The sequence below is a fragment of the Dellaglioa kimchii genome (assembly GCF_046115505.1).
Taxonomy (GTDB): Bacteria; Bacillota; Bacilli; order Lactobacillales; family Lactobacillaceae; genus Dellaglioa; species Dellaglioa kimchii.
In genome coordinates this window covers 869,392-889,587 of record NZ_CP170736.1, presented here as the reverse complement: position 1 = coordinate 889,587, position 20,196 = coordinate 869,392, and the positions used below count along the sequence as shown (strand labels likewise).

The 20,196-nt window shown below is 33.7% G+C and carries 22 protein-coding genes, 1 pseudogene and 1 other annotated feature; of the genes and pseudogenes, 18 read left to right on the top strand and 5 right to left on the bottom strand.

All coding sequences use genetic code 11. From position 1 onward, the window contains the following. Nucleotides 1-31 precede the first annotated feature (31 nt). The 3 genes from ACE83Q_RS04530 to ACE83Q_RS04520 all read right to left on the bottom strand — a co-directional run bounded on the left by ACE83Q_RS04530 (nucleotide 32) and on the right by ACE83Q_RS04520 (nucleotide 2,533). Entirely contained in the window at nucleotides 32-1,366 is a 1,335-nt protein-coding gene (locus tag ACE83Q_RS04530; protein ID WP_409021551.1) for an aminopeptidase C, read from the bottom strand. A 160-nt stretch (nucleotides 1,367-1,526) separates the two neighbouring features. Continuing rightward, nucleotides 1,527-2,228, bottom strand: coding sequence for a ribose-5-phosphate isomerase RpiA (rpiA, locus tag ACE83Q_RS04525; RefSeq protein WP_409021550.1), 702 nt, complete (start codon nucleotides 2,226-2,228; stop codon nucleotides 1,527-1,529). Between the two features lie 20 nt (nucleotides 2,229-2,248). Next, nucleotides 2,249-2,533, bottom strand: coding sequence for a GNAT family N-acetyltransferase (locus ACE83Q_RS04520; protein ID WP_409021549.1), 285 nt, complete (start codon nucleotides 2,531-2,533; stop codon nucleotides 2,249-2,251). 112 nt (nucleotides 2,534-2,645) lie between these two features. Between ACE83Q_RS04520 and ACE83Q_RS04515 the strand changes: the two genes are divergently transcribed. The 18 genes from ACE83Q_RS04515 to mprF all read left to right on the top strand — a co-directional run bounded on the left by ACE83Q_RS04515 (nucleotide 2,646) and on the right by mprF (nucleotide 19,150). Then, nucleotides 2,646-3,182, top strand: a complete 537-nt coding sequence (locus ACE83Q_RS04515) for a dUTP diphosphatase (protein WP_409021548.1) — start codon at nucleotides 2,646-2,648, stop codon at nucleotides 3,180-3,182. A 101-nt stretch (nucleotides 3,183-3,283) separates the two neighbouring features. Then, complete coding sequence (gene radA, locus ACE83Q_RS04510; protein WP_409021546.1) at nucleotides 3,284-4,654, top strand: DNA repair protein RadA; 1,371 nt, start codon at nucleotides 3,284-3,286, stop codon at nucleotides 4,652-4,654. 16 nt (nucleotides 4,655-4,670) lie between these two features. Further along, nucleotides 4,671-5,783 (top strand): PIN/TRAM domain-containing protein, encoded by a 1,113-nt coding sequence (locus tag ACE83Q_RS04505; RefSeq protein WP_409021545.1) that lies wholly within the window; start codon nucleotides 4,671-4,673, stop codon nucleotides 5,781-5,783. A 129-nt stretch (nucleotides 5,784-5,912) separates the two neighbouring features. Then, on the top strand, nucleotides 5,913-7,406 hold the full coding sequence (gene gltX / locus ACE83Q_RS04500; protein ID WP_409021544.1) for a glutamate--tRNA ligase: 1,494 nt from the start codon (nucleotides 5,913-5,915) through the stop codon (nucleotides 7,404-7,406). Nucleotides 7,407-7,664: 258 nt separating this feature from the next. Further along, nucleotides 7,665-9,074 (top strand): cysteine--tRNA ligase, encoded by a 1,410-nt coding sequence (gene cysS / locus ACE83Q_RS04495; protein WP_409022814.1) that lies wholly within the window; start codon nucleotides 7,665-7,667, stop codon nucleotides 9,072-9,074. Next, on the top strand, nucleotides 9,074-9,496 hold the full coding sequence (locus tag ACE83Q_RS04490; protein ID WP_409021543.1) for a Mini-ribonuclease 3: 423 nt from the start codon (nucleotides 9,074-9,076) through the stop codon (nucleotides 9,494-9,496). The genes cysS and ACE83Q_RS04490 overlap by 1 nt, the downstream gene beginning before the upstream one ends. Then, nucleotides 9,477-10,235, top strand: a complete 759-nt coding sequence (rlmB, locus tag ACE83Q_RS04485) for a 23S rRNA (guanosine(2251)-2'-O)-methyltransferase RlmB (RefSeq protein ID WP_409021542.1) — start codon at nucleotides 9,477-9,479, stop codon at nucleotides 10,233-10,235. Before ACE83Q_RS04490 ends, rlmB begins: the two co-directional genes overlap by 20 nt. A 2-nt stretch (nucleotides 10,236-10,237) precedes the next feature. Next, complete coding sequence (locus tag ACE83Q_RS04480; RefSeq protein ID WP_409021541.1) at nucleotides 10,238-10,762, top strand: NYN domain-containing protein; 525 nt, start codon at nucleotides 10,238-10,240, stop codon at nucleotides 10,760-10,762. A gap of 68 nt (nucleotides 10,763-10,830) precedes the next feature. Continuing rightward, on the top strand, nucleotides 10,831-11,439 hold the full coding sequence (locus tag ACE83Q_RS04475) for an RNA polymerase sigma factor (RefSeq protein ID WP_409021540.1): 609 nt from the start codon (nucleotides 10,831-10,833) through the stop codon (nucleotides 11,437-11,439). Between the two features lie 121 nt (nucleotides 11,440-11,560). After that, on the top strand, nucleotides 11,561-11,710 hold the full coding sequence (gene rpmG / locus ACE83Q_RS04470) for a 50S ribosomal protein L33 (protein WP_409021539.1): 150 nt from the start codon (nucleotides 11,561-11,563) through the stop codon (nucleotides 11,708-11,710). 10 nt (nucleotides 11,711-11,720) lie between these two features. Then, nucleotides 11,721-11,900 carry a preprotein translocase subunit SecE gene (gene secE / locus ACE83Q_RS04465; RefSeq protein ID WP_057974232.1) on the top strand — a complete coding sequence of 60 codons (180 nt, stop codon included), beginning with the start codon at nucleotides 11,721-11,723 and terminating at the stop codon, nucleotides 11,898-11,900. Nucleotides 11,901-12,015: 115 nt separating this feature from the next. Beyond that, nucleotides 12,016-12,567, top strand: a complete 552-nt coding sequence (gene nusG, locus ACE83Q_RS04460; RefSeq protein ID WP_409022813.1) for a transcription termination/antitermination protein NusG — start codon at nucleotides 12,016-12,018, stop codon at nucleotides 12,565-12,567. A gap of 32 nt (nucleotides 12,568-12,599) precedes the next feature. Continuing rightward, nucleotides 12,600-13,457, top strand: a complete 858-nt coding sequence (locus ACE83Q_RS04455) for an alpha/beta hydrolase (RefSeq protein WP_409021538.1) — start codon at nucleotides 12,600-12,602, stop codon at nucleotides 13,455-13,457. Between the two features lie 114 nt (nucleotides 13,458-13,571). Next, complete coding sequence (gene rplK / locus ACE83Q_RS04450; protein ID WP_409021537.1) at nucleotides 13,572-13,997, top strand: 50S ribosomal protein L11; 426 nt, start codon at nucleotides 13,572-13,574, stop codon at nucleotides 13,995-13,997. A 106-nt stretch (nucleotides 13,998-14,103) separates the two neighbouring features. Beyond that, nucleotides 14,104-14,787, top strand: a complete 684-nt coding sequence (gene rplA / locus ACE83Q_RS04445) for a 50S ribosomal protein L1 (protein ID WP_409021536.1) — start codon at nucleotides 14,104-14,106, stop codon at nucleotides 14,785-14,787. A 63-nt stretch (nucleotides 14,788-14,850) separates the two neighbouring features. Then, nucleotides 14,851-14,966, top strand: a sequence feature (ribosomal protein L10 leader region). A gap of 34 nt (nucleotides 14,967-15,000) precedes the next feature. After that, nucleotides 15,001-15,507, top strand: coding sequence for a 50S ribosomal protein L10 (gene rplJ / locus ACE83Q_RS04440; protein ID WP_409021535.1), 507 nt, complete (start codon nucleotides 15,001-15,003; stop codon nucleotides 15,505-15,507). Nucleotides 15,508-15,576: 69 nt separating this feature from the next. After that, entirely contained in the window at nucleotides 15,577-15,945 is a 369-nt protein-coding gene (gene rplL, locus ACE83Q_RS04435) for a 50S ribosomal protein L7/L12 (protein WP_409021534.1), read from the top strand. A 595-nt stretch (nucleotides 15,946-16,540) separates the two neighbouring features. After that, nucleotides 16,541-19,150, top strand: coding sequence for a bifunctional lysylphosphatidylglycerol flippase/synthetase MprF (gene mprF, locus ACE83Q_RS04430; protein WP_409021533.1), 2,610 nt, complete (start codon nucleotides 16,541-16,543; stop codon nucleotides 19,148-19,150). Between the two features lie 30 nt (nucleotides 19,151-19,180). Here mprF and ACE83Q_RS04425 read toward each other — a convergent pair. Beyond that, a pseudogene (locus tag ACE83Q_RS04425) lies at nucleotides 19,181-19,270 on the bottom strand (hypothetical protein); the annotation flags it as partial. A gap of 158 nt (nucleotides 19,271-19,428) precedes the next feature. Further along, on the bottom strand, nucleotides 19,429-20,070 hold the full coding sequence (locus ACE83Q_RS04420; RefSeq protein ID WP_409021532.1) for a DUF998 domain-containing protein: 642 nt from the start codon (nucleotides 20,068-20,070) through the stop codon (nucleotides 19,429-19,431). Nucleotides 20,071-20,196 lie beyond the last annotated feature (126 nt).

The window sequence follows — 20,196 nt, the reverse complement described above, 5'->3', positions numbered from 1 at the left end:
CAACAATTCAATATTGTTGTTACTTTTTTAATTATGCTAATGCACCCATTGGATCCCAAGGAGCAAGGACTTTAGGTTCTTCTTTTAGAATGGCTTGTAATTTTTCTGGTAAGAATTTTTTGTTAACGACAACTTGATAACAATATTCTTCCATCCAGTCATCACTCATAACGAAGAAGCCTTTATTACCAACTTTTTCGCCCCATGAGTTTTCAACTTTCCATTTGGTTGCTTGATCATTAACTAAATCAACACCTGTTAAAACCATAGCATGAGTCATTAGGCTCTCACCGTAATCAAGGCGCTCAGCTTTTGATAAAGCTAAATCAATGTTAAATAGTTCATCTTTATGATAAAGTTCGGTATCCATAATACCAATTTGGCGTTCGGATGATTGACCAACATCACAACCAAACCAGACGCTTTCGCCAGATTGTAATTGTTTGATGGCAACATCTCTAAAATCTGCCATATTAACGTTTAAATGACGAATAGGACGTCCATCAACAACATTTCCAAGGCGATCGACTGTGTACATATTGTCGTAAGGTTTATCATCTGTTGGACCATTAATGATTGAGACGTATTCATCTAAGTCCCAACCGATAAATTTTTCATAGAATGTTTTTGGTGTTAAATTTTTATCAATATGATATTCATTATCAGAATCGCGATATTCAAAATCGAATGTTGCAGGAGGTTCACCAAAACTATATGCTAATAAACGATAAATTTCAGTAAGTTTAGCTTCTTTAACGACTTCAATTTCTTCTAAACTTGTTCCGGCAGCAACTAGTTCTCGTAAATCAACAGCATCTTTTCTTAATTTTAAGTTTAAAGTTGAATTGATTTCGCTTGATTTAGAACTATTATATGTTTCAGGCATCACAGATTGAGGAACAACACCATATTTTTCAATAATTGCGACGATCATATCCCATTGGCCACCATCCTGTTGTGGAGTTGTCATTAACCATGAAACGGTACGGTCACTAGTTGGTTTATCAGCTGTTTCAAGAACATTTTGATAAAAGTAATTTGCTTTTTCAAGTTTATCCCAGAAGTAAGTGAAATTTTGTGACAATTCAAAATCTTTGGCAACTTTAAAATTTGTTTTCATGTCATGACGCATTGTATTTAATGCGGCGAACATCCAACAACGACCTGATTGTTTTTGGTTAGAAACATTACCAACATCCAGATCAATTGAGAAGACAGGTTCCATTTTAGCTTGGGCTTTTAAATCGTAACTATTTGCTAAAATACCATTTTTTGTAACGGCACGTTCAATAACATCATGACTTTCACGTGCATGTAAATTTTTTTGGAATTTTGCGAGTTGTTCTGAACTAATTGATTGTGTCAAAAAAATCACACTCCTATATAAGATTTAAGTACTGTGGCTATTATAATATATCTCGTTAGATTAGTAAACAATGTTAAAAAGAAAAGAAAATTCTCATTTTTAAAATATAATCAATTTGCGTATTTAAAAAGAGCCGATAAAAATTAGCTCTTCTTTAGAATTATTTAATTGTAAAAGTGTCAGAACGTGCATGTAAAACTTCAGGACCATCTTGACGCCCAACAATAACCGTATTTACACAATCTAAAAATAGACCTTGCTCTACAACACCAACTTGTTTAGCTAAATAATCTTGTATGCTAGCAGGGTCGTTTATTTCACCTAAATATAAGTCGATGACAAAATTTTTAGAATCAGTTAAAACATTTTCATTATCAACAGTTCTAAATTTGGGATTAAATCCTTTAGCTTCTAATTTTTTGAATAATTGGTGACTACCGTAAGGGATAACTTCAACGGGAAGAGGGAATTTACCCAAAGTATGAACCATTTTACTTTCGTCAACAATCCACATATTTTGATTTGAATTAATAGCAACAATTTTTTCAAATAAATGAGCGGCGCCGCCACCTTTAATACCTTGGAAATGGTCATCAATTTCATCTGCACCATCAATTGTTAAATCAATATGGTCAACTTCATCAACTGATTTAACTGGAATACCAAGTGATTTTGCTTGTTCTTCAGTTCTAATTGATGTTGAAACACCAATAATTGATAAGTTTTCATTTTTAACACGTTGACCTAATGCGTCTACCATAAATTTAACGGTTGAGCCTGTACCAAGTCCAACAACCATACCGTCTTTAATAAATTCGACAGCTTTTTGTCCAACTAATTTTTTTAAATCGTCTTGATTCATGTGTGTCACTCTCCTATTTTTTATTTAGGTGTATATATTAATTCTGAAAGTTCTGGATGTTCACTAAAATAAAACTTTGTATAAGGGCACAATGGCAAAATAGTTTGCTGATTTAGAATAACTTGTTTAATTAAGTAATCAATTGAACTTTTTGCAAGCCCTTGATGACGCTGATCATCAGCTACCCAAGTATGTTCAATGACCATTGTCTGATTAGCATTAATCATGGTAAAACTAATTCGACTAATTAACTGATCATTAACGTTGTATACGCGTAAATCGGTTTCATTTAGTTGGAAATCCATTTGAACACCTTCCCTTTGAATGTAATTATACCATTAAAAAATGCCCAAAAACTAGCCATTTATGTCATAAATGAGGTAAGATAAAAAGTAAACAGATTACGAGGATAGACAAATGAAAACAAGAGGATTTGAAATTGTCACTAAATATGCAGGAAAAATTGACTTACCTGTTCGATCAACAACAACTTCAGCAGGATATGATTTAGCTGCGGCTGAAGATTTTACATTACCTTCAATCTGGAAAAGTGGATTTTTAAAGGTTTTATGGCTAATTAGGCATCGTGAATCGGTAGCTGAAGAAGAGCTTGTTCAAGCAAATAAAATTTTAAAACCTTATTTAATTCCTACAGGAATTAAAGCATATATGCTAGATAATGAATTTTTATTATTAGCAAATCGTTCAAGTAGCCCCTTAAAACGTGGATTAATTTTACCAAATGGAATTGGGGTTATTGATTCTGATTACTATAATAATAAAAAAAATGAAGGCGAAATTTTCATACAAATTATTAATTTTAGTTTAAAAGATCAAATAGTAAAAAAGGGAGATCGGATAGGCCAGGGGATTTTTATGCCTTATTTAACTGTTGATAATGAAAAAGTGACCGCTACAAAACGTATTGGCGGATTTGGTTCATCAGGTAAATAGTTATTATAGAATGATTAAGAATTTCAATTGAAATTACAGGTTGTCGTTTATGTGATAAAATATTAACAATAGAATTTATAATGAAAGGGTGGGGAGTTTGTATGGCGAAAGTAAAAACGCAATTTGTATGTCAAAATTGTGGATACACCTCACCAAAGTATTTAGGACGTTGCCCTAACTGTAACGAATGGAACACAATGGTAGAAGAGCGTGAACAATCACAAAAAGCAGATCGTAAAGCTCGTGTCAGTTTTACTGGAGCTTCTGTTAAACCAGAATTATTAGATGATATCTCAATGGCAGAACAAGAACGTGTTGAAACTGAGTTAGGTGAATTAAATCGCGTTCTTGGTGGTGGTGTTGTACCTGGGTCATTAGTTTTAATTGGCGGTGATCCAGGCATTGGTAAATCAACATTACTTTTACAAGTTTCTGGGCAACTAAGTCAAACTGGTGGAACTGTCTTATATGTTTCTGGTGAAGAAAGTGCTGTACAAATTAAAATGCGTGCACAACGCCTTGGTGTTGGAGGTCAGAAATTTTATCTTTATCCTGAAACGGATATGGGTAATATTCGTCAAAATATTGAGACGTTAAATCCTGATTACGTAGTCATTGATTCGATTCAAACAATGCAAGAACCGGAGATGTCCGCTGCAGTTGGTAGTGTTTCACAAATTCGAGAAGTAACTGCTGAACTATTACAAATTGCTAAAACAAATGGTATTACGATTTTTATTGTTGGGCATGTAACAAAAGGTGGTGCGATTGCTGGTCCTAAAATTTTGGAACATATGGTTGATACAGTCCTTTATTTTGAAGGAGATATGCACCACACGTTCCGTATTTTACGCGCAGTTAAAAACCGATTTGGTTCAACAAATGAAATTGGGATTTTTGATATGCGTGAAGGTGGGCTATTTGAAGTTGCAAACCCGTCAGAAATTTTCTTAGAAGAACGTTTGGCTGGCGCAACAGGTTCTGCTATTGTTGTATCTATGGAAGGAACACGACCTATATTGGTTGAAGTTCAAGCATTGATTACACCAACAGTTTACGGAACGGCGAAGCGAACAACTACAGGACTTGATCATAATCGTGTGTCATTAATAATGGCCGTTCTTGAAAAACGCGCAAGTTTATTATTACAGAACCAGGATGCTTATCTAAAAGCGGCTGGCGGCGTAAAATTAGATGAACCGGCTATTGATCTAGCGATTGCAGTTAGCATTGCATCAAGTTATCGAGATAAAGAAACGGATCCCGCAGATAGTTTTGTAGGTGAAATTGGATTGACTGGTGAAATTCGACGCGTTAATCGGATTGAACAACGCGTTGCTGAAGCACAAAAGCTAGGATTTAAACGGATTTTTATTCCCAAAAATAATTTATCGGGATGGACACCACCTAAAGGAATTACAGTTGTTGGTGTTGCTACACTAAGTGAAGCACTAAAAGTAGTGTTTAGTTAGAAAGGAGGAGTTGTCAATGCGTAGAAATATTATTAAAGGTGTTGTTGCACTAGTCGGTGGCGGAATTGGTGTTAGTTTGCTACCACTTTTTTGGAAATTAGTGAGTATTGCAGAGATTGGTATATTAAATAATAGTGTTGTTAATTTTTTAATAGGTGTCGGTTTAGCTCTTATTTTATCTTTGTTTATCATAACGCCACTAGAAAAATTACTTGCAAAAATCGAAAATTATTTAACTAATCAAAGCCCAATGATGCTACTAACAGCGAGCGTTTCAACTATTGTCGGTATGGTCATTGCGATTTTAATTTCGACACCATTTTATCGATCAGAAATTTGGTTATTGAACACAATTGTACCTGTTTTGTTACTATTTTTACTTGGGTACTTGGGTTTTGTCATAGGTACTAATCGCTTGGAGGATTGGCGTAAATTATTTGCGTCAAAAAACAAGAAAAGTGATGTCGTTGAAAGTAGTCTACTAGACCGTAATGTTAATGATAATTATCATGAATATAAAATATTAGATACGAATATCTTAATTGATGGTCGGATTTATGATTTAATTAAAACTGGCTTTATTGAAGGAACATTATTAGTCCCTAATTTTGTTTTATATGAACTCCAATATATTGCTGATTCGGCTGATAGTATCAAACGTGTTCGAGGTCGTAGAGGATTAGATATTTTAAATAAACTTCAAGATGAAAAAATCATGCCGATTGAAATGTACGAAGGTGATTTTGAAGAGATTGAAGAAGTGGATAGTAAGTTAATTAAATTAGCTAAAACGATTGATGGGGTCATTGTCACAAATGATTTTAATTTAAACAAAGTTAGCGAATTTCAAAATGTCCAGATTTTGAATGTAAATGCACTAGCTAAATCATTGAAACCTCGTGTTATTCCTGGAGAACAATTACATGTTATGGTAATAAAAAATGGTTCTGAGCGTCAACAAGGTGTTGCTTATTTGGATGATGGAACAATGGTTGTCGTGGAAGAAGGAAGGTATTTCCTAAACAAATCAATTGACGTTGTCGTTACAAGTGCACTTCAAACAGATGCCGGAAGAATGATTTTTGCAAAACCATTACATTCAATGAAAAAAATAAACGATAAGAAATAAAGTCAATACTAAGATTATTGGCTTTATTTTTTATCCAATTCATTGTAAACTAGATTAGTTGAATAAAGCCTTAAATAAACGATTTATATCGTAGTAACTAAATACAGAAAAAAAGAAAGAGGCGTTATCATGGCTAAAAATAAAATTCGTGTCAGATATGCACCAAGTCCAACTGGACATTTACACATTGGAAATGCTCGTACAGCTCTATTTAATTACTTATTTGCGAGAAGTCAAAAGGGTACTTTTGTTATCCGTATTGAAGATACTGATACAAAGAGAAATATTGCTGATGGCGAACGCAGCCAATTAGATAACTTAAAATGGTTAGGTATGGATTGGGATGAAGGTCCTGATAAACCAGGAAAATTTGGTCCTTATCGTCAATCAGAACGTAAAGATATCTATTTACCATTAATCCAAGAATTAGTGGATAAAAATTTGGCTTATGAGTCATATAAAACAGAAGATGAACTTGAAGCAGATCGTGACGCTCAAAAAGCACGCAATGAAATGCCACATTATGAATACGAATATGCAGGCATGTCTGATGATGAGATTACTGCTAAAATTGCAGAATCAAAAGCAGCCGGACTAACACCTGTTATTCGTTTCCGTGTTCCAGCAAATAAAAAATATGAATTTAAAGATATTGTTAAGGGTGAAATTACCTTTGATTCAAATACTATTGGTGGCGATTTTGTTATTCAAAAACGTGATGGTATGCCAACTTATAACTTTGCTGTTGTTGTTGATGATCACTTAATGGAAATCACACATGTTCTTCGTGGGGATGACCATATCGCTAACACACCTAAACAATTGATGATTTATGAAGCATTTGGCTGGGATGCACCTATCTTTGGACATATGACATTAATCATCAATACGGAAACGGGTAAGAAATTAAGTAAACGTGATGAGAATGTTCTCCAGTTCATTGAACAATATCGCGAATTGGGTTACTTGCCAGAAGCTATGGTAAACTTCATTACCTTATTAGGTTGGTCACCAGTCGGCGAAAGTGAAATTTTCTCTCGTCAAGAATTGATTAAAATGTTTGATCCTAAACGTTTAAGCAAGTCGCCAGCTTCATTTGATGGTAAAAAATTAGAATGGATTAATAATCAATATATTAAAACAGCTGATGAAGATAAAGTAATGGATTTGGCTTTACGTCAATTAATTCAAGATGGTAAAATTGAAGCTGATCCAAGTGCAGAAAGAATTGAATGGGCTCGTAAATTAATTAGCCTTTATAAGCAACAAATGTCATATACAGGTCAAATTACTGAAATGGCGGAAGTATTTTTAAGCGAACCACCTGTTCTTGATGATGAAGCAAAGGCAGAATTAGCTGTTGAAACAGCACCAACAGTTTTAAAAGAATTTGCTGAACGCATTAAAACGATTGATATTTTTGATGCTGTTGCTATCCAAGCAACAATTAAATCAATTCAAAAAGATACAAAAATTAAAGGTCGTCAATTATATATGCCAATCCGTATTGCAACAACACGTGAAATGCATGGACCAGAATTACCAGCATCAATCGAATTGCTTGGTCGTGAAAAAGCATTAGCTCATTTGAACAAAACGTTAGAAGAAATGAATACAAAATAATTTTTGATAAGAGAGAGTAATAACTTAGTAGCGTTTTTTAGAAAGTTTTCGGTGATGTGAGAAAACAAACGTTAGTTGTGAAGTGCCTCTTTAAAATGCTATGATGAACAAAGTAATTATAGTCGTGTAATGAACGTTAACTCATTGTTGGATGCAGTTTTACTACATCTTAAGGAGTGGAACAACGTTGAAGACGTCTTTTATAATTATATAAAAGACGTCTTTTTTTAACAAAAAGATTAAATGGCGGGTGATAAAATGATTTCAATTTATAATACATTAACGAATCAAAAAGAGGTTTTTAAACCACTTGTGTCTGGAAAAGTTAGTATGTACGTTTGTGGGCCAACTGTTTATAACTATATTCATATTGGGAATGCGCGAAGTGCTATTGCGTTTGATACAATTCGTCGATATTTTGAATATCGTCAGTTTAAAGTTAATTACGTATCTAATTTTACAGATGTTGATGATAAAATGATCAAAGCTGCTAAAGAAGACCATATAACAGTGCAACAATTAGCAGATAAGTTTATTGCTGCTTTTATGGAGGATACAAAGGCATTGGCAATTGAACCAGCGACTAAAAATCCTAAGGCAACAGAAAATATTGATGATATCATTCAATTTATATTAAATTTAATTGATAAAGGGTACGCTTATGAATCTGATGGGGATGTTTATTTTAGAACGCGTAAATCTCCAGATTATGGTAAGTTATCTGATCAAAATATCAACGAATTAGAACAAGGCGCTAGTCAGCATGTTGATAATGAAGAAACGGCTCGAAAAGAAGACGAAATTGATTTTGCACTTTGGAAATCAGTCAAAAATGATGATCTTTCTTGGAACTCTCCATTTGGTAAGGGTCGTCCGGGTTGGCACATTGAGTGTTCCGTAATGGCAACAAAATATCTGGGTCCGACGATTGATATTCATGGTGGTGGACAAGATTTAATGTTTCCACATCATGAGAACGAGATTGCTCAAAGTGAAGCTGAAACGGGTCAAAAATTTGCTAATTATTGGATGCATAATGGATTTGTAACAATTGGTGAAAATGATGAAAAAATGAGTAAATCACTAGGTAACTTTGTTACAGTGCATGATATGATTAAAGAAGTTGATCCACAAGTTATCCGTTTTTTTATGGCAACAACACATTACCGCCGTCCAATTCAGTATAGTCAAACGAATATTGATGAAGCAACTAATAATTTAAATAAATTGAAAACGGCATTTGATAATTTAACTTATCGATTGAACGATGCTGTTTCAGGAGAAGATCAATTAGTTGAAAATCAAATTAATGAAAGCTTAGCTAATTTTGAAAATGCTATGGATGATGATTTTAATTCACAAAATGGTATTGCAGTTATCTATGATTTAGCTAAGAAAATGAATGTTTATTCTGAAAACAAACAAGTAAAACAAGATTCAATTAATCACTTGTTAGAAATTTTCAAAAAAATGACATCAGTTTTTGGATTAGCGTTTGGACAAGTAGCTGATGCTTTAGATATCAGAGTTGAAAAATTAATTTCACAAAGAATAGAAGCTAAGAAACAAAAAGATTTTCAAAAAAGCGATGAAATTCGAGATCAACTTGCAGCAGAAGGAATTATTTTGGAAGACACACCACAAGGAACTAGATGGAGAAAAGACTAATGGAAAATAATGCAGATTATCAACAAATGAATGGGATTGCGTTAGCTTATATGGGTGATGGTATTTATGAAGTATTTGTTCGTAAACACTTGCTTGTACAAGGACTTACAAGACCAACTCAATTACATCATCAAGCAACACATTATGTATCAGCCAAAGCACAAGCTTTCTTGATAGATAAAATGACAGAAAATAATATTTTAACTGAAGAGGAAATAGACTACTTTAAACGTGGCCGTAATGCTAAAAGTCATACTTCAGCTAAAAATACATCAGTAATAACGTATCGTATTTCAACTGGATTTGAAGCATTATTTGGCTACTTATTTTTGAGTAATCAAAACGATAGATTAGCCGAATTGGCAAAATGGTGTATTAACACCGTTGAAAAGGAGAACTTAAATGGGACAACCAAGAAGTAGTGAAGAGGCTGGCGATTTTATTATTGGTCGTCACCCTGTAGAAGCAGCATTAAAAAGTAATCAATCAATTAACAAATTATTTTTACAAACTGGATTAAAATCAGATGTTTTAAGTGGCATTGAACAGTTAGCAAAGAAAAAAGGTATTATCACACAACTAGTCCCTAAAAGTAAATTAGATTTATTATCAGATCAACAAAATCACCAAGGCGTTATTGTAGCAGTTGCCGCATTTGAATATGCAACTATCGATGATCTTTTCAAAAGTGCAGCTGATAAAGATGAACCACCATTTTTCCTTATTTTAGATAATGTTGAAGATCCACACAACTTAGGATCAATTATGAGAACAGCCGATGCTGCGGGTGTACATGGTATTATTATTCCAAAACGTCGTGCAGTCGGATTAACGTCAACAGTTGCTAAGACGTCAACGGGTGCAATTGAATACATGCCGGTTGCCCGCGTAACTAATTTAGTAAATACTGTAAATGAATTGAAAAAGGCTGGATTATGGGTCTTTGGAACAGATATGGATGGACAAGATTATCGTGAATGGGATGCTAAAGGACCCACAGCACTTGTAATTGGTAATGAAGGAAAAGGTATTTCACCGTTATTGAAAAAAGCTTGTGATGGTATGTTGACCATCCCAATGGTTGGACATGTTCAAAGTTTAAACGCCAGTGTCGCAGCCAGTTTACTTATTTATCAAGGATTTACTTCTAGGGGTAAATAATAATGAAAAAGCAAATTTTGGTTGTAGATGCCTATAATATGATTGGTAATTGGCCAGAATTAAATCGATTGAAACAATCAGAGCGACTTGATGAAGCACGTGACTTATTACTACACAAGTTATCAAATTATCATAAACAGATTGACTCTCGGTTAATCGTTGTCTTTGATGCAATGTATGTTCCAGGACTATCAAAGAGTTATACAAAATATGGATTAGAGATTATTTGGACGGCAGAAGGCCAGACGGCTGATAGTTATATTGAAGCGATGATAGGTGAGTTACAGACTAAACTCACACAGGTAACTGTTGCAACTAGTGATCAAGCAGAACAGTGGACTATTTTCTCGCAAGGGGCATTAAGAATTCCTGCATGGGAGTTATATAAAGATATTAATGAATCTAAAAAAGAAGTTGCCCAACAAGCTAAAAAATATCAAACGGAGGCATCGGTTCGTCGCTCTCCGTGGGACTCGGAACAATTGGATAGTCTTGCAGAATTACGCGATAACTTATCACATGACTAGGCAACTGTTGTAATCGGTCATTATGTTTGGTATATTGAAAAATGGAGACCCGGATATGGAGAGTCTACTTGTTAGATGAAACTTACCGGAGTACTGAAACTGAAACAGATTTTCAATTGATTTGCCAAATTAAATTAGGTGCAGATCATAAATTTGAACCGTTGTTTGAACGATATCGTCCAATGGTCTATTCTATGATTCGTAAATACTATTTAAAATTATGGGATACTGAAGATTTTTTACAAGAGGCTAGAACTGTTTGTCTTAAAGCATTAAGAAATTACCAACCGAACAAAGGAATTACGTTTGGACAGTATTTTAAAACCAGTCTATCGAATTGTATCTTCAGTTTAATCCGCAAACAATCAGCGACTAAAAGGTTATCTGACGCGAACTCTCATTCTTTAGAATGTTATGAAGAAACTTATGGTGAATGTGAACGGCCCTCGTTTTATTGTGAGATATTGGCAGATGATAGAATTATCCTTCAAGAAAAATTGGATGCTTTTGAATTGAAATTGTCAGAGTTGGAAAGAAGTACTTTTGTTTTACTTTATTATCAAATGAAAAAGCCAGAAGAAATTGCACTTATTTTAGAGTGTGATATGAAAAAGGTATTAGGATCTATCTCAAGGTGTAAGAGTAAACTTGGGTTATTTTTTAAAGAAAATCGATAATTAGGAAAGAAAGAAAAGAGGGTGGTTCCTTTTTTCTTTCTTTTAATGTAAAATGAGTGTATTCTTTAAAAATGTTAGTCGAAGTTAGCGTTTGTTAACTTTACATTAAGGAGAAAAAGTCATGGCACAAAGAAAAGTAGCATTGGCTTGTATCGTTTGCGGTTCAAGAAATTATATTGTAGCTGCAAAACCGAGCAGAACCGCACGCTTAGAAGTAAACAAATTTTGTAAATATTGTAATAAACATACGTTACATCGTGAAACAAAATAGGGGGATAGTTATGAGAAAAATTAATGCATTTCTTAAAAGTGTTATCGTAGAAATTAAAGCAACAACTTGGCCAACAGGTAAGGAACTACGTCGTGATACAACAACTGTTGTTGTAACTGCAATTATGTTTGCGATATTCTTCTGGATTGTTGATTCAGGTGCTTCTGCATTCTTAACCCTATTTTCATAGAAAAATAGCTATTTAACTGATGTTTTGATATAATGACACAAGTGAGAAAACTTCGTTGATGCGGAGTTTTTTTTGTTTGAGAAAAATGATGCTGATAATTTAAGGAGAGATATATATAATGGAATCAATCGAAAAAAGTTGGTATGTCTTACATACTTACTCTGGTTACGAAAATAAAGTTAAAACAAATATTGAATCACGTGCACAATCAATGGGTATGGAAGATTTTATTTTCCGTGTAGTTGTTCCTGAAGAAGAAGAACGTGAAGTTAAAAATGGTAAAGAAAAAACAGATATGAAGAAAACATTCCCTGGATATGTTTTAGTTGAGATGGGTATGTCAGATGAATCATGGTATGTTGTTCGTAATACACCAGGTGTAACTGGGTTCGTTGGTTCTCATGGGGCCGGAAGTAAACCAGCACCATTACTACCTGAAGAAGTGGAATTAATTCTTCGTCGTTTGGGTATGAGTGCTCGTCATCAAGAATTGGACATTGAAATCGGTGAATCTGTCACAATTATTGAAGGTGCATTTGCTAACCTTATCGGTAAAGTAACGGAAATCGATAATGAAAAATTAAAACTTAAAGTTGATATTGATATGTTTGGTCGTGAAACAAGTACAGAATTAAACTTTGATCAAGTAGATAAATTATTAGGCTAAAGTGATAACTCACAAAAGTAGAAGGTGATTTAATGACTAAGGGACTTTTGAAGCTAGGTTTGTTAGATCTAGGAGCAGGCACAAGTTTTTTCATTGGAAATAAATTTAGACGATTAGGGCATGTTTCAATTGATGCCTCTGATCCAATTGTAGCTAGTGACAAGATGACCCCAACACTATTTGTTCACGGTTATAGCGGTAATCGACTTTCTTTTGGCCCCATGATTGCTCGTTTTGAACGAGCAGGTTATGGCCGTAAAGATATGGTTATCATAGTAGATGATAATGGTAGTTTACATGTTGAAGGTCAATTAAGATCTGCGCAACCATTCATTCAAGTTTTATTTAAAAATAATATAGCTCCTGTTGAAAAACAAAGCTTATGGTTACATTATATTATGCAATTTTTATATGGTGCTTATGCCATTAAAAAGGTTGATTTTGTTGGACATTCAATGGGTAGTGTCAGTATATTGCGCTATATGACAGAATACAGGGATATAACTGACGTCCCAGTGGTGGCACATGCCATCTCAATTGGTGCACCATACAATGATCATAATGTAGCACAAAATACGCCTATCATTGAAGATTTATTTTTAACTGATAAAGGTCCAGTGGAAACGACTTCACTCTACCAGTATTTTGAAAAGGCAATGCAGCATTTACCAGAGAATTTACAATTTTTAAATATTGCTGGTGATTTGAAAAATGGTAATGATGGCGCTGTTTCCATTAATAGCGTTTTATCACTTCGCTATTTAGTTGAAAATCAGCTTAATTATCAGGAACTTATTGTGAGCGGTCGAAGAGCAGCTCACAGATTATTACATGAAAATAAACGAGTTGATGAATCAATTTACACATTTTTATGGAAAAAGCATAAATAAGATTGCGTGGAACCCATCTGGGTGTTATATTATATTAGTATGTTCTGCATACAGTGGGAGGAGAAATTTATATCTCCATTTACCACGCACGGATTTTACAAGGAGGTATGTCACGTGGCTAAAACAGTAGCAAACGTCGTTAAATTACAAATTCCAGCAGGGAAAGCAACTCCTGCTCCACCGGTTGGTCCTGCATTAGGACAAGCTGGTATTAATATCATGGGCTTTACAAAGGAATTCAATGCACGTACAGCTGACCAAGCTGGTATGTTAATTCCCGTTGTAATTAGTGTTTACGAAGATCGTTCATTCGATTTCGTTACAAAAACACCACCCGCAGCAGTTCTTTTAAAGAAAGCTGCAGGCGTTGAAAGTGGTTCTGGCGAACCTAACACTAAAAAAGTTGCAACAGTAACTAGTGCTCAAGTTCAACAAATCGCTGAAACTAAAATGCAAGATCTAAACGCTTCAGGTGTTGAATCTGCAATGCGCATGATCGAAGGAACTGCACGAAGCATGGGATTCGTTGTAGAAGGTTAATTCCTAAACTACAAACACGCTTCTCGGTCGGATACTCTATGAAAATAGATGTATCAAGTGGGAGGTTTATCCGTTAGACCACATATTGCAAGGAGGAAAATTCAAGATGGCTAAAAAAGGTAAAAATTATCAAGACGCTTTAAAACAAGTTGAAGAAGGTAAAAACTATTCAATTACTGATGCAATCGCATTAGCTAAGAAAATGGATTTTGCTAAGTTTGACGCTACAATTGAACTTGCTTACAACTTAAACTTAGATACAAAACAAGCAGACCAACAATTACGTGGGGCTGTTGTACTTCCAAATGGTACTGGTAAAGACCAAACTGTTGTTGTATTCGCTAAAGGCGATAAAGCTAAAGCTGCACTTGCAGCCGGCGCTGACGTTGTTGGTGATGATGACTTGGTTGAACGTATTTCTGGTGGCTGGTTAGACTTTGATGTTGCTATTGCAACACCAGATATGATGGCCCAAGTTGGACGTTTAGGCCGTGTCTTAGGACCTAAAGGTTTAATGCCTAATCCTAAAACAGGTACTGTTACAATGGACGTTGAAAAAGCAGTTTCAGAATCTAAAGCCGGCAAGGTAACTTACCGTACTGATAGAGATGGAAATGTTCATGTTCCAATTGGTAAAGTATCATTTGATGATGCAGCATTAATTGGTAACTTTGATGTTATCAACGATGTTATTGTTAAAGCTCGCCCATCATCAGTTAAGGGTGGCTATATCAAACATTTATCTGTTGCTACAACATTTGGCCCAAGTTTAAACTTGGCTCAAAACTAATATTAGATAATTAAATTTCTTTAGTTGACCCATATATCTAACTGTGTTAAATTTATGGAAGTCAATTAATTTATGATTCTACCGAAGACTCAGGTGGCGCAAGCCTTAATTTACCTGCCGAGGAGTGAAGTATTACTCTCTCTGTGTCTTGGTGGACACGGAGTTTTTTTATTGTAAAAAAGCTCTGACACGACTACAGGAGGTGAATCAATTATGAGTAAAGAATTTATCGCACAAAAAGCATTAATTGTGGATGAAATAACTGAAAAATTCAATAACGCTGCATCTGCAGTTGTTGTGGATTACCGTGGTTTAACGGTTGAACAAGTGACTGCATTACGTAAGGAATTACGCGAAGCAGGCGTTGAAATGAAAGTTATCAAAAACAAGATTTTAGTACGTGCTGCTGAAAAAGCAGGGTATGAAGGTATGGAAGAAGTATTTTCTGGACCTACTGCAGTCGCATTTTCTAGCGAAGATGTTGTTGCACCTGCACGTATTATGGCTAATTTTGCTAAGACTGCTGAAGCACTTAGCATTAAAGGTGGTGTCATTGAAGGTAAAGTTGCAACGTTAGAAGAAATTAACGCTCTTGCTACATTACCTAGTCGTGATGGCTTACTTTCAATGTTACTTTCAGTATTACAAGCACCTGTTCGCAACGTTGCTTATGCAATTAACGCTGTTGCAGAAAGTAAGGACGAAGAACCTGCTGCTTAATACTTAGCATCTATGATCGGTACCTAACGGTACACAAAAAATCGTACACATAAAATGGAGGATACACACATGTCATTAGATACAGAAAAAATCATTGCTGATTTAAAAGAAGCAAGCATTTTAGATTTAAACGACTTAGTTAAAGCAATCGAAGAAGAATTCGGTGTTTCAGCTGCTGCTCCTGTAGCTGCTGCTGGCGCTGGTGCTGGCGAAGCTGCTGCTGAAAAATCAGAATTTACTGTTGAATTAACAGAAGCTGGCGACCAAAAAGTTAAAGCTATCAAAGCCGTTCGCGAAATTACAGGTTTAGGCCTTAAAGACGCTAAAGGTTTAGTTGATAACATTCCATCAGTTATCAAAGAAGGTATTTCTAAAGACGAAGCTGAAGCAATGAAAGCTTCTTTAGAAGAAGTTGGCGCAGTAGTTACTCTTAAATAATAATATTTTTATTTTTGAATAATTTAAGCACGATGATTTCCAATTTATTGGAAATCATCGTGCTATTTTTTTGCAAAATATTTGGTTATGTTAATAATTCGTGGTAAGGTATTTAAATAAACATATATCTGAAAAAATATTGAATAAATGGACAAAATGTAGAGGGGGTAAGCTATAAATAAAAGAGAATTATAACCGTTTACATATGGGGTACGAATAACTATTCTGATATTAGAATTTGAATGGCCTTTAAAATTAATAATCTGACGAATTGCAGATGAAGGGTAAACTTTTTCTATATACATCATTAGTTTTTTATTAATGTTCATCATTATACATGATCACTAGGGTTTATTTTAAAATTAGTTAGTATGTAGATTAGATGCCTCAATTTAGAAAAGGTAACTAAATCGAGGCAGATTATTTTTATGGTCAGTATTAGTTACTTTATACCAAATTGTTCATATAATACATTAATTTTATTAACGATATGGACATTATTTTTAACCATGATAGAGTAAAACAAAAGAAAAAATAGCTTTATATATTCCGGGGGGAGTATAGGTAACTAATAATAAATCGGGGGATTCAAAAAATGAAAAAAATAATTAGTACGTGTAATGAATTTATTAAAAAAAGATTAACAGTTCTTAAGCTCTTATTCGTTTTATCAGTTTTAATTTTTGTTATTATCCAAGTTGGACAAATATTTAAGGATATAAATGGTGAACAAGTTCAGCAAAGTTTTAAATCACAGTCAGCTAAATCAATTATATTAATGTTGGTAATTGGATTTATTGCCGTCCTTCCGATGATGATTTATGATTTTGTCATGGTTAAATTTTTACCTGAAAAATATTCCTGGCGATACATTCTTCAAAGCGGTTGGATAACGAATACAATGACTAACATAGCAGGATTTGGTGGCCTATTAGGCGCATCGCTTAGAGCTAATTTTTATAGTAAAAATGCGTCTAAAAAACAGGTACTGTTTGCTATATCAAAAATAGCGTTATTTTTAGTTGCGGGTCTATCCATATATTGTTGGGTTTCTTTATTCATGATTTTTGGATTAAATATTGGATCACAATTCGGACAGTACTGGGTTTGGTTATTATTAGGCGGTCTATATTTCCCAATTGTTTTTATTATTACAAAGACAAGAGATTCAGAATTTTTTGCAGATTTAACATTAGGTCGTGAGCTAACGTTAATACTTGGATCTTCCTTAGAATGGGGATCTGCTGGTCTATTTTTCATTTATATCGGATTTATGATGAATGTTGATACATCTAATTTAGTTGCTGTCTTCCCATTATTTATTATCGCATCAATTATCGGTGTTATTTCAATGATTCCGGGTGGATTAGGTTCTTTTGATGTTTTTATGATTTTAGGGTTACAAACACTAGGTGTACAAGATAGTACAGCTGTTATTTGGTTATTATTTTATCGATTATTTTATTATATATTCCCATTCTTAGTGGGTGTACTATTATTTGTTAAAGATTCAGGACATCGTCTTAATGAGTATTTAAATGGACTACCGGTTATATTACTTAGTAGAGTAGCACATTTTATACTTGTGTTATTTTTCTATATGACAGGTATCATCTTATTGCTAGCTTCAACGGTTCCAGAATTCACATTTACTAATCCAATTATTAATTACTTATATCCTTATACCTTTTATTTCATTCATCAAATGAGTAATATCATACTTGCCTTCTTGATGATTGGGATTGGCCGAGGTATTGAATCTAAAGTTAAACGTGTTTATTGGCCAATGATTATCTTTGTTGTCATGGGTATCGCTAATACATTATGGCATGATTTCTCAGTAACAATACTTATTTTCTTAACTATCATTCTCATTTGTGCACTATTATCTAAACCGATATTTTATCGTGAAAGATTTGAATATTCATGGGGCCGCTTATTAATTGATGGTAGTATTTTTGCTGGAACATTCATTTTATACACAATCGTAGGATTCTATAATATGCCAGAATTCCACTTTAAGGGTAAAGTTCCAGATGTATTCTTATTTCCTTCAGAAAAGATATGGCTATCAGGATTCTTAGGTTTACTTTCTGCAGTTGTGGTATTATGGATTGCATTTACGTACTTATCTGGTAAGGATAAACGATTTGGTAAGCAAGATTTCCCAGCGGATCGTGTCAAAAATGTAATTGATACTTACGGTGGTAATGAGGTTAGTCATCTTTCATTTTTAAAAGATAAAAATGTTTATTTCTATCAGAATGATGGACAAGACGAAGTATTTTTCCTTTATCAAAAAAAATCGAATAAATTAGTGGTTATGGGTGAACCTGTTGGTAATCCTGAGCTTATTCGTGAAGCAATTAATCAATTTATTGTTGATGCAGATATTGAAGGATTAGAATTAGTTTTTTATGAAGTTGATGCGAAATTAACAATGATGTTACATGAAGTTGGATTTGATTTCATTAAAACGGGTGAAGAAGGTTTTGTTAAAGTAGCTGAATTTGAATTGGCTGGTAAAAAAAGACGTTCTGAACGTGCTTTGATGAATAAATTTGAACGAGAAAACTATACATTTGCAATGATCGAGCCCCCTTATTCAAAGGAAACTATTCAAGAATTGAAAAAAATATCTGATAGTTGGCTGAATGGACAAGCTGAAAAAGGATTTTCTTTAGGATTTTTCGATGAATATTATCTTAATCAAGCGCCTATTGCTATTATTAATGATTCTGAGGGACATAAGGTTGCCTTTGCGACAATGATGCCAACCGGAAATAATAGAGTCTTATCGATTGATTTGATGAGATATAGTAGAGAAGAAGCGCCATCTGGTATTATGGATAAAATCTTTATTAGCCTTTTCCAACAAGCAAAAGAGGGCGGCTATGAATTATTCGATATGGGTATGGCACCATTATCGAATGTAGGTGAATCTAAATTTAGTTTTGCGGAAGAAAAAATAGCTCATTTAATTTATGAATATGGGTATCATTTTTATGGTTTCCAAGGACTAAAGAAGTATAAAAATAAATATGTAACTAAATGGCAACCAAAATATATTTCATTTAGGAAACGTAGTTCGATAGCCTTTACGTTATTACAGATTTTAGCAGTTGTAAATCAAAAAAAATCAGTAGATAAAAAGGGTAGAATGCCTAGCCCTATAATGAAGTTTTTAATAAAGAATATTAGATAATATAGTATATTAAAATGGTATATATATCAGTTAAGACATCAAGACATAATTCCGGTAAAATATCGGAATTATGTCTTTTAATTTGCAAGAAATACGTTTGTTATTAAACTGACAGAGATACTCTGAATGTACTGATCGATTTCTTAATAGTTAATTTAACGCATTTTTAGTCTGCGAACTGCGTATGATGATTGCTTTCTTACTTGATTATTTAGATATAAAAATGCCTCACAATCGCTAGACTTACGTCTAATAATTGTGAGGCATTTCATTAATTATTACTGTCTTTTTTTAAACATATTTTTGATAGAGATTAATAAAAATGGCATATAGAGCAACCATAAATTTAAACGTTGCCACAAACCACGGTAAGGAATTTTAAATTGTGAATCTGGCATAATTCTTGGATAAACAAATAAAAATTGAATGCCTAGTGAAACAACAAAGGCAACTAATAAAAGGGTTGTAATTAATTTTTTACCTTGCATTTGATAGAGTTTTAATAAAAAAAACATACTTATCAAAAGAGCGGTGTCGCCAATGCCTGACGAATAATTATGGATCATACCCGTAATGCTTTGTGTATTTGATGTGAGTGCACGATCGAAAATCCCTGTTAAAAGACAATCAGTCATACTAAAAATAATTAACATAGCGGTAAACCAGCTGGCTAATTTTTTTGACGTACCTTTAAAGTATTCATAAAAAGCTGGTGCTGAAAGTAAGAAAAGAAGGCCATTTATAACTTCCCAAACTTTAAATGCCATATGAGTTGGAACGCCAACTTCCCCAAAATCACTAATTAAATTAGTGAATTGTAGATAACCAGGTACGAAAGGTGCTAATGCTAAAGGTAAAATCCACTCACTTATAACGGCAAGTGCCATTAAATAAAAACCATATTTCTTTAAAAAGTTCATTATAGATCCCCAATTCTAATTATTATATGATATTTTTATTATAACTTATTTAAGTAATAGTTGTTTGTAAAAAGAATCATTAAAAGTAACTCTTCTTAATTATAATTAAGATAATACCAAGATATA